Below are 13,867 nucleotides of genomic sequence, written 5' to 3' on the forward strand. Positions count from 1 at the left end.
ACGGCTCCGCGCCGATGGTAGTGTGGGGTCTCCCCATGTGAGAGTAGGTCATCGTCAGGCACCCCTTCCGAACCCCGGTCCTTAACAGGACCGGGGTTCTTTTATGCGCGCCATCCGGCCGCCACGGTCCGTGGTGCGGCCCCGCCCGCGGTCACTGACGTGACCGGCGGGCGAGGGCACCCCGCCTCAGGGCGTCTGGTTCATGGCGGCCAGTGCCGCGGTCAGGGCCGCCATTTCTACCTCAATGCCAATCGGTAAACCCAAAAAAGGTTTATATGGGAAAATCAAATGCTTCCCATGCAAAGAGACTTGGTATTACATCGATTTTTGCACCACAATGAACAGGCAAGTGCCCGGGGTTTCGGGTATATCGTTGATGTAATGAATACAGTAGGCAAGGGAGAGCTGACGATGAAAAAGACACTGGGTATTTTGCTGGCCGCAATGCTGGTATTTGCTGTAGCCGGTTGCGATAACGATGACGGTCCTGCTGAAGAGACCGGTGCAAAGATCGATAACGCCGCCGATAATGCCGGAGATGCGACCAGCGACGCGGCTGATTCTGTTGGTGATGCTGCCAGCGATGCAGCTGACTCCACTGGCCAGGCCATGGAAGATGCTGGTGACTCCATCAGCGACAGCGCTGAAGAGCACAGCAACTGATCTATCCCGATAGGGTAGAGAAGTGAAAAAGCCTCCTGGCCATCGTCAGGAGGCTTTTTTAATCTAGCATGACTGCCTCTGGGCAATTACTGGGCGCTGGCCGCGCCCACCGCTGCACCTGCTGCGCCGCCGATCAGGGCGCCCGTACCCGCGCTGCCTCCCGTGATGGCGCCGGCAGCAGCACCTGTGAGGCCGCCAATGCCTGCTCCCTGAGCCGCACTGCGCCCGGTAGGGCTGCTACAGGCTGTCAGAAGCGCCAGCGCTGCCACGGTTGTCATTACCACAATGCTTTTATGCATGATGTTTCTCCTCGCAAGCGTTCAATAAAGGATAGCTGTATCCCATGATTATCGGCTATTCAGCTAAATACTGGATCCGAAATCCTGAGCAATCGGAAAAACGCCCATAAAAACGCCCATAAAAAAGCCCTGCAATAAGCAGGGCCATATATTTCTGAGCCGAGGACTGTCGCAGGACAGCCCTGCGAATCCTGTACTGCTCAGTCCCAGGTCAGCGCGCCGCCGGTCTGATACTCGGTCACCCGCGTCTCAAAGAAGTTCTTCTCCTTGGGCAGATCGATCAGTTCCGACATCCACGGGAACGGGTTTTCTACATCATCAAAGAGCAGACCCAGACCGATCTGTTCGCTGCGGCGGTTGGCAATGAACTGCATGTACTGCTCTGTAAGCTCGGCATTCAGGCCCAGGATGCCGCGCGGCATGGTTTCACGGCCATAGGCCGCTTCCAGCTCGTAGGCTTCCAGAAGCATGCCGCGCACTTCTTGCTGGAAGGCGTCGTCCCACAGGTGCGGGTTTTCGATCTTGATCTGGTTGATGCAGTCGATGCCAAAGTTCAGGTGGATGGACTCATCGCGCAGAATGTACTGATACTGCTCGGCAATCCCTACCATCTTGTTACGGCGACCCAGCGCCAGAATCTGGGCAAAACCGGTGTAGAACCACATGCCTTCAAACACGACATAGAAGGCCACCAGCGCGCGCAAAAACGCCTTGTCACGCTCGATGGTACCGGTTGTGAAGCTGGGGTCTTCCAGTGCCTGTGTGTATTTGAGCGCCCAGGCATCCTTGTCGGTGATCGAGGGAATCTCTCGATACATGTTGAAAAGCTCACCCTCGTCCAGACCCAGCGACGTGCAGATGTACTGGAAGGTATGGGTGTGGATGGCTTCTTCAAAGGCCTGGCGCAGCAGGTACTGGCGACATTCCGGATTGGTGATGTTGCGATAGACGGCCAGCACGATGTTGTTGGCCACCAGCGACTCGGCCGTCGCGAAAAAGCCGAGGTTGCGCTTGAGCATCAGCACTTCGTCTTCGGTCAGCCCCTGCGGGCTATTGACCGGCGCACGCCATGTGGCGATATCACCCTGCATGGAGACTTCTGTCGGCATCCAGTGGTTGTTACAGCCGGCCAGATACTTTTCCCATGCCCAGCTGTACTTCAGCGGCAACAACTGGTTGACGTCGCTCTGGGCATTGATCATGGCCTTCTGGCTGGCATCAATACGCTGAGCGCCGGCCTGAATTTCACCCAGCCCGGTGTTGTCGACCTGGTCATTGTCATCAGCAAACAGGTTTGTCTCTTGCATGATTCTCTCCCTTGCCATCACCCGAGCATGTTCAACGGCGAGTGTGGTCTTGAATGCAGTAGACGGTGGCCCTGCAGGGCCACCGTCGTATTAATCAAATTACTGGCAGGCTTCGCAGTCCGGATCATCGAGTGAGCAGGCCAGCGGCGGTGCCGAACCCAGCGGCTGCTGAGCGTCCTGCGGTGCTTCCGATGACGGCGCAGGTGCTGTCTGCGGCGTCGGTGCGTTGGGCTTGACACCGGTCAGCTTGCCATCGGTCCCCTTGAGCGTTGACTTCTCAAGGCGAGTAGAGGCCTGTGCACGGAGGTAATAGGTGGTCTTCAGACCCAGCTGCCACGCCATGCGGTAAGTGGTATCCAGCTTGCGACCGGAAACACCGCTGATGTAGAGGTTCAAAGACTGTGCCTGGTCGATCCACTTCTGACGGCGCGAGGCGGCCTCAACGATCCAGCGCGGCTCGATTTCAAACGCCGTGGCATAGCGCTGCTTCAGATCGTCCGGAATGCGGTCGATCGGCTGAAGCGAGCCATCGTAGTACTTGAGATCATTGATCATCACCTCATCCCACAGGCCACGCTCCTTGAGCGCATGCACCATGTGCGAGTTGACCACCGTGAACTCGCCCGACAGGTTCGACTTCACGTACAGGTTCTGATAGGTCGGCTCGATCGACTGCGTGACGCCACAGATATTGGAAATGGTGGCCGTCGGCGCGATCGCCATGACGTTGGAGTTACGCATGCCCTGACGACGTACCTTGTTGCGGATATGGTCCCAGTCCTGTGTGGTGGACGTGTCCATCTGCAGGTACTGTTCGCCACGTTCGCGTTGCAGGTCATTAATGGAGTCGATGGGCAGAATGCCCTGGCTCCAGAGTGAACCTTCATAAGACTCATAGCGGCCACGCTCGGCTGCCAGATCGCTGGAAGCTTCGATGGCGTGATAGCTGATCAGCTCCATGGAACGATCGGCAAAGGTCACGGCGTCATCGGAGGCATAGGCGATACCGTGCTTGTACAGCGCATCCTGAAAGCCCATCAGACCCAGACCGACCGGGCGGTGACGGAAGTTGGAGCGCCTGGCCTGCGGTACGGCGTAATAGTTGATGTCGATGACGTTATCGAGCATGCGCACGGCTGTCTTGACCGACCGCTTGAGCTTCTCGCCGTCCAGCTGACCATTGACCACGTGAGCGGCCAGGTTGATTGAGCCCAGGTTACAGACGGCAATTTCGTCAACGCTGGTGTTGAGCGTAATCTCGGTGCACAGGTTGGAGGAGTGCACGACGCCGGCATGACGCTGCGGGCTGCGCAGGTTGCACGGATCCTTGAAGGTGATCCAAGGGTGGCCTGTTTCAAACAGCATCGACAGCATCTTGCGCCACAGATCCTTGGCCTGCACACGCTTGAACAGCGTGATCTCACCGGTCTGCGTCATGGCTTCGTATTCTTCATAACGCTTTTCAAACGCCGCGCCATAAAGGTCATGCAGATCCGGGCAGGTGGCTGGCGAGAAGAGCGTCCACTCCTTTTCTTCACTGACGCGCTTCATGAACAGATCCGGCACCCAGTTGGCCGTGTTCATGTCATGCGTGCGGCGACGGTCATCACCGGTGTTCTTGCGAAGCTCGAGGAACTCCTCGACGTCCATGTGCCAGGTTTCCAGGTACGAACAGACCGCGCCCTTGCGCTTGCCACCCTGGTTGACCGCCACGGCCGTGTCGTTGACGACCTTGAGGAAGGGCACAACACCCTGGGACTTGCCATTGGTGCCCTTGATGTAGGAGCCCAGTGCACGTACCGGTGTCCAGTCATTGCCCAGACCGCCGGCCCACTTGGAGAGCATGGCATTGTCGCGAATGGCGCCGTAGATGCCTTCAAGGTTATCCGGCACGGTGGTCAGATAGCACGAGGACAGCTGGCTGCGAATGGTGCCGGCATTGAACAGCGTGGGCGTCGAGGTCATGTAATCGAAGCTCGACAGCAGCTCGTAGAACTCGATGGCACGCGCTTCACGATCCTGCTCGTTCAGCGACAGACCCATGGCCACACGCATGAACATGACCTGCGGCAGTTCGTAGCGAACGCCATCACGGTGCAGGAAATAACGGTCGTAAAGTGTCTGCAGGCCCAGATAGGTGAACTGGTTGTCACGCTCGTGGCTCAGGGCATCGCCCAGACGCTCAAGGTCAAACTCGGCCAGAACCGGGTCAAGCTGCTCGAATTCGATGCCGCGCTTGATGTAGTTCTGAAAAGCTGGCTTGTAGAGTGTCGCCATGTCGCCAAAGGTGGCTTCCTCGGCAACCTCGAGAAAGGACAGCGCTTCACGACGCAGGTTGTCCTGCAAAAGACGCGCGGTCACGAAGGTGTAGTTGGGCTCCTTCTCGACCAGCATGCGTGCGGTCATCATCAATGCCGTGGCAACACCATCGGGCGTCACACCGTCATAGAGGTTGCGCAGCGACTCATCCATGATGCGACGCACTTCAACGTTATCAAGACCTGCACAGGCCTCAGTGATCAGCGTCTCGATACGCGCTAGATCCAGCGGGCGACGGCTACCATCGGGCTGGGTCACGTTGATGGTGGGGTGAGGCTTTTCAATGCCCTGATGCTGTGCTGCACGAGCACGAGCGTGCTCTTCGCGGTACAGCACATAGGCGCGGGCCACCTTGTGTTCACCCGAGCGCATCAGGGCCAGTTCCACCTGATCCTGAATATCTTCGATATGCAGGGTGCCGCCTTCCGGCATGCGACGCGCGAACGTTTCCATGATGGATTGCGTCAGCTGCTCGACCTGCTCGCGAATGCGAGAGGAACCGGCGGCGTTGTCACCTTCCACGGCGAGAAAGGCCTTGCTCATCGCCACGGAGACCTTGCTCGCATCAAAGGTGGCGGTGTCACCGGTACGCTTGATGACGCGCAGCTGCTGATCGGTCTGGCGCGTATGAGCATCATCAAGGATTGATGAGGTATCACGCTCTGTATGCGAGGTTTCCATAACGTTACCTTTCTGTCTTAAGGTCAAAACCGTACCCTGCCTGCCGTTTTAAAACGCACGGCAGATCATCACGGAATCGAAAAAAGTTGGGTCACAAGATATTGACAGCTGTCGGAAGAATCTGCTGCAAAAACACTACATGGTGTGTCTGTCGACCAAGTGGACACAATATAGTGTGTCTGGCGAATACCCTCAATAGGGAAAAATGACTCGAATCCGGCGCACAATCTGTGGATAAAGTGTGCTTACCTCGCCACAGGCCTTGCCACCACTGGTATGCCGCCGGTTACATGAAAATTCTGGTGGGGATGCGTTTTTTTGTCGCGAATATTTCAGCTCGATCGTTGGCGCACAGAATGAAATTCATGCCGATCAGAGCCTGGTGATGAGAATCGTATGCAAATACGGTTCTTCTGTATGGGCACTTTCGTGTAACAGTGGCACAATGTTGCCAAAGTTGAACGACCGTTGGGTTTGAAGGTCACATTTATCGCTGTCTGCCTGCCGTATGTTCGGGCGCTGCCCGCGCAGCATGCCGGTGACGGCACGGAAGCTTCTTTATCAATGATCGGACGGACGAGCCTTGGATAACATTACAACCGCCAACGAACACATTCTTATCATCGAAGATGATGAACGACTGGCCGCGTTGACGCGTGAGTATCTTGAAGGCAACGGTTTCAGGGTCAGCGTCGAACACGACGGCGCCAATGGCGTCGAACGTATTCTGTCCCTGCGACCGGACCTGGTCATTCTTGACCTGATGCTGCCAGGTGAAGATGGTCTGTCCATCTGCCGCCGCGTGCGCCACCAGTACCCCGGCCCCATTTTGATGCTGACGGCTCGTACCGATGACATGGATCAGGTGCTGGGCCTTGAAATGGGCGCTGATGATTACGTCCCCAAGCCGGTGCCGCCGCGTGTCCTGCTGGCCCGCATGCGCGCGCTGCTGCGTCGTGCCGACGGGTCGGACACTACCGAGCACGAAGAGACCCGTCTCGAGTTTCGCGATCTGGTCGTGGATTCCTCGACCAGGGAGGCATGGCTCAACGGCGAGCGTATCGATCTGACCAGTGCCGAATTTGATCTGCTGTGGCTACTGGCCTCTCATGCCGGCCGAGTGCTGACGCGTGAAGAGATCTTCTCGGCACTGCGCGGCATTCGTTATGATGGTCAGGATCGTTCGATAGACGTGCGTGTCTCTCGCATTCGACCCAAGATTGGTGATGACCCGCATCAGCCGCAGCGTATCAAGACCGTGCGCAGCAAGGGATACCTGTTCGTTCGAGAGATCTGAGTCCGCAACGGCCCGATCTCATATCGTGAAGGGCGGCTTCGTCTACTTTAAAACACCTGTGTAAAGGATAGACGATGCCGTCAAAGTTCTCTTCTCTCGCTTCATGGCACTCCCGCTCGGGCGGGGCGGATGGTCTGGCACCGCCGCCTCATCGGCCGCTGTCGGCGCACGGTGGTTTTCGTCGGCTTTATTTGACCCTGTTCATCTCGCTTATGGCCATCTTCTGGGTGGGCGTGGTGGCGTCATGGTTGATCGACGACTGGCGGGAAGATCACTATCGCCAGCGTCTGGCCAGTGGGCCGATGGCGCTTTTGACCTCCCTGGTGGCCAGTCAGCCGGAAAGCTCGCGTGATGCCTGGCTGAGTGCCTACGAGGATGAGCTGGGCATTCGCCTGGCGCTATCGGATTCCGAAACCCTGATGCTCGGATTCATGGACCGACGTCGTCTGGCAGCAGGCGATGTGCTGGCGCGCCAGGCCCAGGGCGAAATTGGCTGGCAGCTTTATCAGCGCCTGCCCGGCGATTCTGATTCCATTTTAGTGGCGCACTTTACCGGTCTTTCCGAGCAGCAGCCCCTGCAGCTGGTTTCTCTGCTGCGCCAGTGGCTGGAGCTTTCGCCGGATGAAGAGCGCGAGGCCCGCTTTCAGGAGCTCCGCAGCCGTATCTCCCTGCCCATGGGTATGGGCAGCGGCACGCCGCCGGGCCTTTCCAACAGTCAGCTGGCACAGCTCAATGCCGGGCATGTTGTCATCAACGTCGTGGCCGAGCGCTCAAGCCTTGGCTTTTACGCCCAGTTCTCCGGCGGCCGCTGGATCATGGTCGGGCCGCTGTCGCCCTTTGAGTCACTGCCTGTTTTGACCATCGCCATGGTCATGGCCCTGATGCTGACCCTGCTGGGAACAGCCATCTATTTGATCATGCGCAGCGTGGAAAAACGTCTGACCCGACTTGAGCAGACCACGGCAAACTTCACGGCCGGGGACTACAACGCGCGTGTGACCATTCAGGAAGGGGAGTACCTGACCCAGCTGGGTCTGGCGTTCAATACCATGGCTGATCAGGTACAGGCCGTGCTTTCTTCCCAGCAAGATCTGATGCGGGCGGTATCGCACGAGTTTCGAACGCCTGTGGCCCGGGTACGCTTTGCGCTGCAAATGGTCGATGACATGAGCGAATCGCCTGGCATCAGGCGTTTGCTGAAAGGCGTGGATGACGACATCGAATCCATCGATCGGCTCATCGACGAAATCCTGACCTATGCACGTCTGGACAGCGCCACCGATGGGCTTCTGCCGCTGGAGCCGGTCAGTCTTGAAGTGCGTGACATTGCCGACCGCGTTGTTGAAACGCTCACGCCCCTGCACCCGCAGCTGACGCTTGAGGTCACCGGCGGTCAGGAACTCAACGTGCATGCCGATTCACGCTATTTGCAGCGCGCACTGCAGAATCTTGTGTCCAATGCCTGTACCCATGCCCGCAGCCGAGTGCATGTGCGCCTGCTGGGCGATGAGCGCATGGTGTATCTCAGCGTCGAGGATGATGGCGCGGGAGTACCGGCTGAGGATCAGGAGCGTATCTTCAAGCCCTTTGCGCGTCTTGATGACAGCCGCACCAGGCATCAGCCAGGCGTGGGTGGCTACGGTCTGGGGCTGGCGATCGTCGCCCGTATCGTGCAATGGCACCACGGGCGCATTACGGTCGATACGGCCCCCGAGCTGGGCGGTGCCCAGTTCATTCTTTCCCTGCCGCGTCACTACGAAGCGATCGAAGAATACGCCTGAGGCCTGTCAGCCGGCCGGGCGTATGCCATTGAGCACGGAAAAGGACGTCTCGCGCGCCGTGCGCAAGAAGTCACTCATCCAGACCTGACTCATCTGATCGACCCGGACGGCGGCGTACAGTGTTCCCCACACGCCGTCCCGACCCAGTGAGCATGCCCTCACATAATCCTTTTCAAGATATTCGGTCAGCGCCCAGTTTGGCAGGGCGCACACCCCACGCTCACTCGCCACCAGCTGCATCATCATCATGGTCAGTTCGGCCGTGCGGGTTTCGCGTGGATGAATGCCGGCAGGTTCCAGAAAGCGCGTAAAGACATCGAGCTTTGAATGCTCTACCGGATAGGTGATCAGGATCTGGTCGATCAGATCTTCCGGCACGACATGCCGCTTGTCGGCCAGAGGGTGTTGTCGGGCCACGGCCAAGAGGCTTTCGTAGCGAAAAAGCGGCTCGTAGTGAATGCGCGGCAGCGGCTGCGGGTCGGCCGTAATGACCAGATCAAGCTGCTCGCGTGCCAGTGCCGGCAGCGGGTCAAAATGCTGACCGGCTGGAATGTCCACCTCGACCTCGGGCCAGTGGTCGCGAAAATGGTCGATGGTCGGCATGAGCCATTGAAAGCAGCTGTGGCATTCGATGGCCATATGCAGCCGACCCTGTTCGCCGCCGGCCATGCGCGCAATATCGCGCTCGGCGTTACGAATCTGGGGCAGTACCTGCTCGGCCAGTCCCAGCAGTCTTTGACCGGCGCGGGTGAACTGCACCGGTCGCGTCTTGCGCAAAAACAGCGGACAGTCCAGCCGCTCTTCCAGATCCTTGAGCTGATGAGATAGTGCCGACTGGGTCAAATGCACGCGCTCGGCGGCTTCGACCAGTGACCCGGTATCGCGCAGTGCCAGCAGGGTACGCAGGTGCCGGAACTCGATCATTAAAGCGTCTCTCTCATGGCTGGTCTGAAGGACAAATCATCTGAATATGGGTCCTGTGCCGACAACGTCTACCCCGGATGCCGACATTCAGCGTCAGGCAGGAGCAGATCACGGTCGCCAAAGTCTGACGGACACAGGGCCTCGGGATGCGTAATACGCTGAAACAGTGCCGACAGCAGGCGGGTATCGGGCCTTGTCGTTTCGGCCGAGCGCGATGTTACGGGATGCCACTGGCCGCTATCATCGCGCTCGCCCAGAACAAAGGCAAAGGAATAGGTGCCCGGCTGGCCCATGCGCAAATCGGTCACGACCAGAGTGCCATCGTGCTCCTCGCTGCGCCAGAAGGGAGCTGCAAACCAGCCCAGACGCTGGCCTGACGCGCTGTCGACAAGCATGTCATGGGCCACCATCGGTCGGCGAAAACTGTCAAAGGCCAGAGTGTGGCGGTCATCGAACAGGCTGACCAGCGCTTCCAGTTGCCGGTCGTCATCGATCACGGTGACGCGCCATACCAGCGTGTTCAGCGGCGTGGGCTGCACCATGACCGGCCGATCCTCCAGCCCGCGCTGGACCAGCGCCGGCGATACCTGCGCCAGTACCATGGATTTGGCCGCGATGGAAAAACCCAGATACACCGTCGAGAGGGCCAGGCCAATGAGGATGGCGCGTCCCTGGGTGCCCCTGATCAGCGCCACGAGGATGGCCACCAGCATGGGCAGGGTATACAGCGGGTCGATGATGAAAATGGTTTTCCAGGCCACCGGGGGCGAGGCGATGGGCCAGAGCAGCTGGGTACCATAGGTGGTAAAGGCATCCAGAATTGGGTGAGTGACCAGACACAGCCACCAGAACCAGAACCATGACCGGGTGGGCACCTTTCGGGTTGCCGGCAGGCGCGCGCAGACAAGGGTGAAGACCCCGGCCAGCAGCGACAGGACAAACACCGAGTGCGTGACACTTCGATGGTAGGTGTAGTCGGCCACGGCGTTGCCGTAACCGATGAAACTGTCCAGATCCGGCAGGGTTGCCGCCACGGCGCCCAGCAAAATCGACTTGCGGCCGAGTCGTCGTCCCAGTACGGCGCCGCCCAGCGCGCCGCCGAGGCAGGCCTGTGTCAGGGAATCCATCGCTTTTGTGTTACTCCCGTATTATTGATGGACATCTCATCAGGTCATGGCAGCTATGCTTGTTCTGCCAGAGCCGGTATTGGTGCGGCCAGAAGTGAGCCGGGTGATCAAAGAGTAACAAGGAGTTGCGAATATGTCCCTGACCCCGAGTCAGCAGGAAGCCTTTAGAGCACTGGCGGCTGACACCGACGGCATCGATCTTGAGGTCTACCAGCGCTTCGAGCGTGATCCGCTTGATCCCATTATCGGGCTGGGCCGGCGCAATCTGCGCATTGGATTTTTTGGGCGCGATCCAGGGCGCGATGAGGTGCGCTACGGTGAGCCTTTCATCGGGGCCGGCGGGCAGCTGGTCAGAAAGGCGCTTTATGAGCATCTCTACGGCGAGAAAATGCCGGATTTCGAGGCCTCACGTGCCGTGGGCGAGCATTTTTTCTGGATCAACACCGTGCCCTACAAGCCAGTGGGGAACAAGGCGTGGTCGATGAAGGTCAAGCGTCACTTTCATGGCTTGATGAACGAGCTTTTGATCTCGCGCTGGGAAGGGCGCACGCTCATCACGCTGGGGCGCGAGGCCTTTTTGTGGTTCGGCATTAATCGACCCAGGGCCGAGCGTGATCGCCTCGAGGCGTTCTGGAAGCGTGAGGATCGCTTTGAAAGCAGTATCGAGGTCACGCTGGAAGATGACCGGGGTCAGGCGCAGACATTCACGCTTTATCCGTTGCCTCATCCCTCGCCGCTGAACCAGACCTGGTATGGTCGTTTCCCGGGATTGCTGGCGCAGCGCCTTGATCAGCTGGAGGTCAGGCCTGATCACCTGTTGCTGTGATCATCAGGTGAGCGTCGATTAATCCGGTCGGATGGCCATGCGGCCGCTGCCACAAAACATCAGTGCCAGGGCTGCGCCCAGCATCAGAACTTCGGTTTCGATGTTCCAGCCACCGGTATCACTCAATGACCAGACGGCGCCCAGGCGCATCAACACAATGGCAAACAGCATGTTGATGGCCGCCAGACCACCCCCGATGCGACAGCGCCAGCCGGCCAGAATCATCAGCGGCGCCATCAGCTCGCCGATAAACACGCCAAAGGCCAGCGGTGTGGGCAGGCTCCAGTGCTCGAGATGATGGCCAATCACCTCGAGGACGTTTGGAGCGCCAATCTTGGCAATGCCGTGCAGCAGCAGCGTCACGCCCAGCGCGAGCCGAAGAATCAGCTTGCCCAGATGTTCATTGTTAAAAAACGACATGATCTTCCCCGTGTGCCAGTCCTGACTTGAAAAACGACCTGTTCGCCAGCATTACAGTGCCATCGTTTCAAGGCATTCACCAGATTGCACACGTTGGCCGAACGTGGCAGCCAATGTGTCATGCGCGTTCAAAACGCGTGTCATACGACCCTGAGGAGTACATCGTGCAATATCTACATACCATGGTACGTATCACTGATATTGATCAGTCCCTGCAGTTTTACTGTGATCTGCTGGGCATGAAGGAAGTGCGCCGCAAGGAGAGTGAGAAAGGGCGTTTTACCCTGATCTTTCTGGCCGCCAATGATGATGAGGCGACCTCCAGCGAGCAGCAGGCCCCCGAGCTTGAGCTGACCTGGAACTGGGACCCGGAAGAATTGACCACGGGGGCGCGTAACTTCGGTCACCTGGCCTATCGTGTCGATGATATCTACGCCACCTGTCAGCATCTGATGGACAACGGCGTGACCATCAACCGCCCGCCGCGTGACGGTCATATGGCGTTTGTGAAATCGCCCGATGGCATCTCCATCGAGCTGTTGCAAAAGGGCGACCCGAAGCCTTCGCAGGAGCCCTGGTCATCGATGGAAAACACTGGCAGCTGGTAAAGGTTTACTTTCGTGTCAATGTGAAAGGGGCACCCGACAGGGTGCCCCTTTTTATATATCCGGCATCGCCATGAGCCGCTCAGATCATGCTGCGCGTACCGGGCAGATGAAAGCGTTCGGCCATGCGCTCGATGGCATCCACGCAGCGCGGGGCAATGGGCGTGCACAGCACCCAGGGCAGCACCAGCAACGCTATGGAAAGCGAGCCCATGTAGACATCCTGCAGCCAGTGGGCGCCGGCCATGACCCGCGGTGCGCTGAGCACAGCGATCATGAGCGCACTCAGGATGGCCTGACGACGATCGCCAAAGCGCAACATGAAGCCCGTGAACACCATCAGCATCAGGCCGTGATCCCCGGGGAAGCTGTTTTTGTCAGCGTCCTTGGTGTCAAACGAGACCACGTCGGTCAAAAAATTGACGTGATTGAAGCTGAGCGTCGGGCTTGGATGGCCATAGGGCAGCTTGTTGGTCGCCACGGCCAAAAGTCCTGCCACCAACAGCATGGTTAACCCCACACCCAGCCAGCGCCAGAAACGCCCCGGGCGAGTGTCCAGCGAGATCGCCCAGCCAAAAATGGCCAGCAGCATGCCAAGGGAGGCAGCATCGAAATAGCGGGTATTGACCGCGGCCAGAAAGTTGACCCAGATCGGGTGCTCACTGGTGATGAACTGATTGAAAAAAAAGAAGATATTGTCGTCAAGCACCAGCCACACAGAGAACAATAACCAGCTTGCAAACAGGGCAAGCCCTGCCAGATTGCAGTAGATGATACGTTTTAAATTCATGACATCCCCTCCAGAGGCAGTCCGAAATACCGGCTCAATCGCAGTGCGCGTTCCGGTGACGACGACTCGCACGGTTGGCAAGCCCTTTTGAAAAACGTACGACAACGTTAACGGCGCCGGAGACCAGTGGTGTACACAGGATCCAGGGCAGAGTGATCAGGGCAATCGAGAGTGCCCCCACGGACACGTCGCTGACCCAGTGTGCCCCCACCATGATGCGCGGGGCGCAAACGAGCACGACCAGTGCCGTGGCATTCCAGGCCACCAGGCGGTCGGCAAAGCGCCACATGAAAGCGGCAAAGATCATGGCCATGAGCCCGTGGTCACTGGGGAAACTGCTCGACGCTGTATCCTTGGCCGGCAGGCTGGTCAGCTCGGACAAAAGATTGACGTGATCGAGCATCGCGGTCGGGCTGGCGTGCCTGTAGGTCATGACATTGTGAATGACGTCCTGAAGGATCAGTGCGGTGGCCGTCATGACCAGGCCAATGGCGCCCCACTTGAGCCAGCTGCCCTGAGCATCGCGCTTCATGGCGATGTAAAGCATCACCACCAGCAACACGAACATCGCCCTGTCAAAGGCGCGGGTATTGAGCGCAGCAAGAAGGCTGGTCCAGGTCGGGTAATCTGGCGTAATGAACTGATTGAAAAAACAGAAGATAGCGTCATCAACGGAGGACCAGACCAGAAATTGCGGCAGCCACCAGGTCGTGACCAGTGCCACGCCCAGCAGGTTATAGAAAAGGATTCGGCGAAAATTCATGGCAAACACAGCGCAGTTATAAAACAGTGTTCATCATAATTTAATATTGCTTTAATAAAAAGTGG

The 13,867-nt window shown here is 58.2% G+C and carries 13 protein-coding genes; 5 read left to right on the forward strand and 8 right to left on the reverse strand.

Annotated features, from left to right (window positions below):
- The first annotated feature begins 288 nt into the window (after positions 1 to 288).
- On the forward strand, positions 289 to 663 hold the full coding sequence (locus tag KSP9073_RS16735) for a hypothetical protein (protein WP_207771512.1): 375 nt from the start codon (positions 289 to 291) through the stop codon (positions 661 to 663).
- 86 nt (positions 664 to 749) lie between these two features.
- Here KSP9073_RS16735 and KSP9073_RS16740 read toward each other — a convergent pair whose 3' ends face one another.
- From KSP9073_RS16740 to KSP9073_RS16750, 3 genes are all read right to left on the reverse strand, one after another.
- On the reverse strand, positions 750 to 962 hold the full coding sequence (locus KSP9073_RS16740; protein WP_108844125.1) for a YMGG-like glycine zipper-containing protein: 213 nt from the start codon (positions 960 to 962) through the stop codon (positions 750 to 752).
- Positions 963 to 1,162: 200 nt separating this feature from the next.
- Positions 1,163 to 2,269, reverse strand: coding sequence for a ribonucleotide-diphosphate reductase subunit beta (locus KSP9073_RS16745; protein WP_108844126.1), 1,107 nt, complete (start codon positions 2,267 to 2,269; stop codon positions 1,163 to 1,165).
- 99 nt (positions 2,270 to 2,368) lie between these two features.
- On the reverse strand, positions 2,369 to 5,269 hold the full coding sequence (locus KSP9073_RS16750) for a ribonucleoside-diphosphate reductase subunit alpha (RefSeq protein WP_108844127.1): 2,901 nt from the start codon (positions 5,267 to 5,269) through the stop codon (positions 2,369 to 2,371).
- Positions 5,270 to 5,852: 583 nt separating this feature from the next.
- Between KSP9073_RS16750 and KSP9073_RS16755 the strand changes: the two genes are divergently transcribed.
- Together KSP9073_RS16755 and KSP9073_RS16760 are read left to right on the forward strand one after the other, a co-directional pair.
- Positions 5,853 to 6,566: a winged helix-turn-helix domain-containing protein gene (locus KSP9073_RS16755; protein ID WP_108844128.1), complete on the forward strand. Its 714-nt coding sequence runs from the start codon at positions 5,853 to 5,855 to the stop codon at positions 6,564 to 6,566.
- Positions 6,567 to 6,640: 74 nt separating this feature from the next.
- On the forward strand, positions 6,641 to 8,347 hold the full coding sequence (locus tag KSP9073_RS16760) for an ATP-binding protein (protein ID WP_108844129.1): 1,707 nt from the start codon (positions 6,641 to 6,643) through the stop codon (positions 8,345 to 8,347).
- Between the two features lie 6 nt (positions 8,348 to 8,353).
- Here the strand turns inward: KSP9073_RS16760 and KSP9073_RS16765 are convergent, their stop codons facing one another.
- Both KSP9073_RS16765 and KSP9073_RS16770 read right to left on the reverse strand, forming a co-directional pair.
- Positions 8,354 to 9,271, reverse strand: a complete 918-nt coding sequence (locus tag KSP9073_RS16765; protein WP_108844130.1) for a LysR family transcriptional regulator — start codon at positions 9,269 to 9,271, stop codon at positions 8,354 to 8,356.
- Positions 9,272 to 9,339: 68 nt separating this feature from the next.
- Positions 9,340 to 10,398, reverse strand: a complete 1,059-nt coding sequence (locus KSP9073_RS16770; RefSeq protein ID WP_108844131.1) for a metal-dependent hydrolase — start codon at positions 10,396 to 10,398, stop codon at positions 9,340 to 9,342.
- Positions 10,399 to 10,531: 133 nt separating this feature from the next.
- Between KSP9073_RS16770 and KSP9073_RS16775 the strand changes: the two genes are divergently transcribed.
- On the forward strand, positions 10,532 to 11,224 hold the full coding sequence (locus tag KSP9073_RS16775) for a uracil-DNA glycosylase family protein (RefSeq protein WP_108844132.1): 693 nt from the start codon (positions 10,532 to 10,534) through the stop codon (positions 11,222 to 11,224).
- Between the two features lie 18 nt (positions 11,225 to 11,242).
- On the opposite strand, the gene KSP9073_RS16780 is transcribed toward KSP9073_RS16775, so the two are convergent.
- Entirely contained in the window at positions 11,243 to 11,644 is a 402-nt protein-coding gene (locus KSP9073_RS16780; protein ID WP_108844133.1) for a DoxX family protein, read from the reverse strand.
- 164 nt (positions 11,645 to 11,808) lie between these two features.
- Here KSP9073_RS16780 and gloA point away from each other — a divergent pair, with 164 nt between their 5' ends.
- Entirely contained in the window at positions 11,809 to 12,252 is a 444-nt protein-coding gene (gene gloA, locus KSP9073_RS16785) for a lactoylglutathione lyase (protein ID WP_108844134.1), read from the forward strand.
- Positions 12,253 to 12,331: 79 nt separating this feature from the next.
- Here gloA and KSP9073_RS16790 read toward each other — a convergent pair whose 3' ends face one another.
- Complete coding sequence (locus tag KSP9073_RS16790) at positions 12,332 to 13,039, reverse strand: phosphatase PAP2 family protein (protein WP_108844135.1); 708 nt, start codon at positions 13,037 to 13,039, stop codon at positions 12,332 to 12,334.
- 34 nt (positions 13,040 to 13,073) lie between these two features.
- On the reverse strand, positions 13,074 to 13,802 hold the full coding sequence (locus KSP9073_RS16795) for a phosphatase PAP2 family protein (protein ID WP_108844136.1): 729 nt from the start codon (positions 13,800 to 13,802) through the stop codon (positions 13,074 to 13,076).
- Positions 13,803 to 13,867: the final 65 nt, after the last annotated feature.

Origin of the sequence: Kushneria phyllosphaerae (genome assembly GCF_900312995.1) — a bacterium.
Lineage (GTDB): Bacteria > Pseudomonadota > Gammaproteobacteria > Pseudomonadales > Halomonadaceae > Kushneria > Kushneria phyllosphaerae.

What these genes read in the sequence shown, in the direction of transcription:
- KSP9073_RS16790 (WP_108844135.1), bottom strand. Translation starts at nt 13,039, where the DNA reads ATGAATTTAAAACGTATCATCTACTGCAATCTGGCAGGGCTTGCCCTG.
- KSP9073_RS16745 (WP_108844126.1), bottom strand. Translation starts at nt 2,269, where the DNA reads ATGCAAGAGACAAACCTGTTTGCTGATGACAATGACCAGGTCGACAAC.
- KSP9073_RS16750 (WP_108844127.1), bottom strand. Translation starts at nt 5,269, where the DNA reads ATGGAAACCTCGCATACAGAGCGTGATACCTCATCAATCCTTGATGAT.
- KSP9073_RS16765 (WP_108844130.1), bottom strand. Translation starts at nt 9,271, where the DNA reads ATGATCGAGTTCCGGCACCTGCGTACCCTGCTGGCACTGCGCGATACC.
- KSP9073_RS16780 (WP_108844133.1), bottom strand. Translation starts at nt 11,644, where the DNA reads ATGTCGTTTTTTAACAATGAACATCTGGGCAAGCTGATTCTTCGGCTC.
- KSP9073_RS16760 (WP_108844129.1), top strand. Translation starts at nt 6,641, where the DNA reads ATGCCGTCAAAGTTCTCTTCTCTCGCTTCATGGCACTCCCGCTCGGGC.
- KSP9073_RS16735 (WP_207771512.1), top strand. Translation starts at nt 289, where the DNA reads ATGCTTCCCATGCAAAGAGACTTGGTATTACATCGATTTTTGCACCAC.
- KSP9073_RS16770 (WP_108844131.1), bottom strand. Translation starts at nt 10,398, where the DNA reads ATGGATTCCCTGACACAGGCCTGCCTCGGCGGCGCGCTGGGCGGCGCC.
- KSP9073_RS16795 (WP_108844136.1), bottom strand. Translation starts at nt 13,802, where the DNA reads ATGAATTTTCGCCGAATCCTTTTCTATAACCTGCTGGGCGTGGCACTG.
- KSP9073_RS16775 (WP_108844132.1), top strand. Translation starts at nt 10,532, where the DNA reads ATGTCCCTGACCCCGAGTCAGCAGGAAGCCTTTAGAGCACTGGCGGCT.
- KSP9073_RS16740 (WP_108844125.1), bottom strand. Translation starts at nt 962, where the DNA reads ATGCATAAAAGCATTGTGGTAATGACAACCGTGGCAGCGCTGGCGCTT.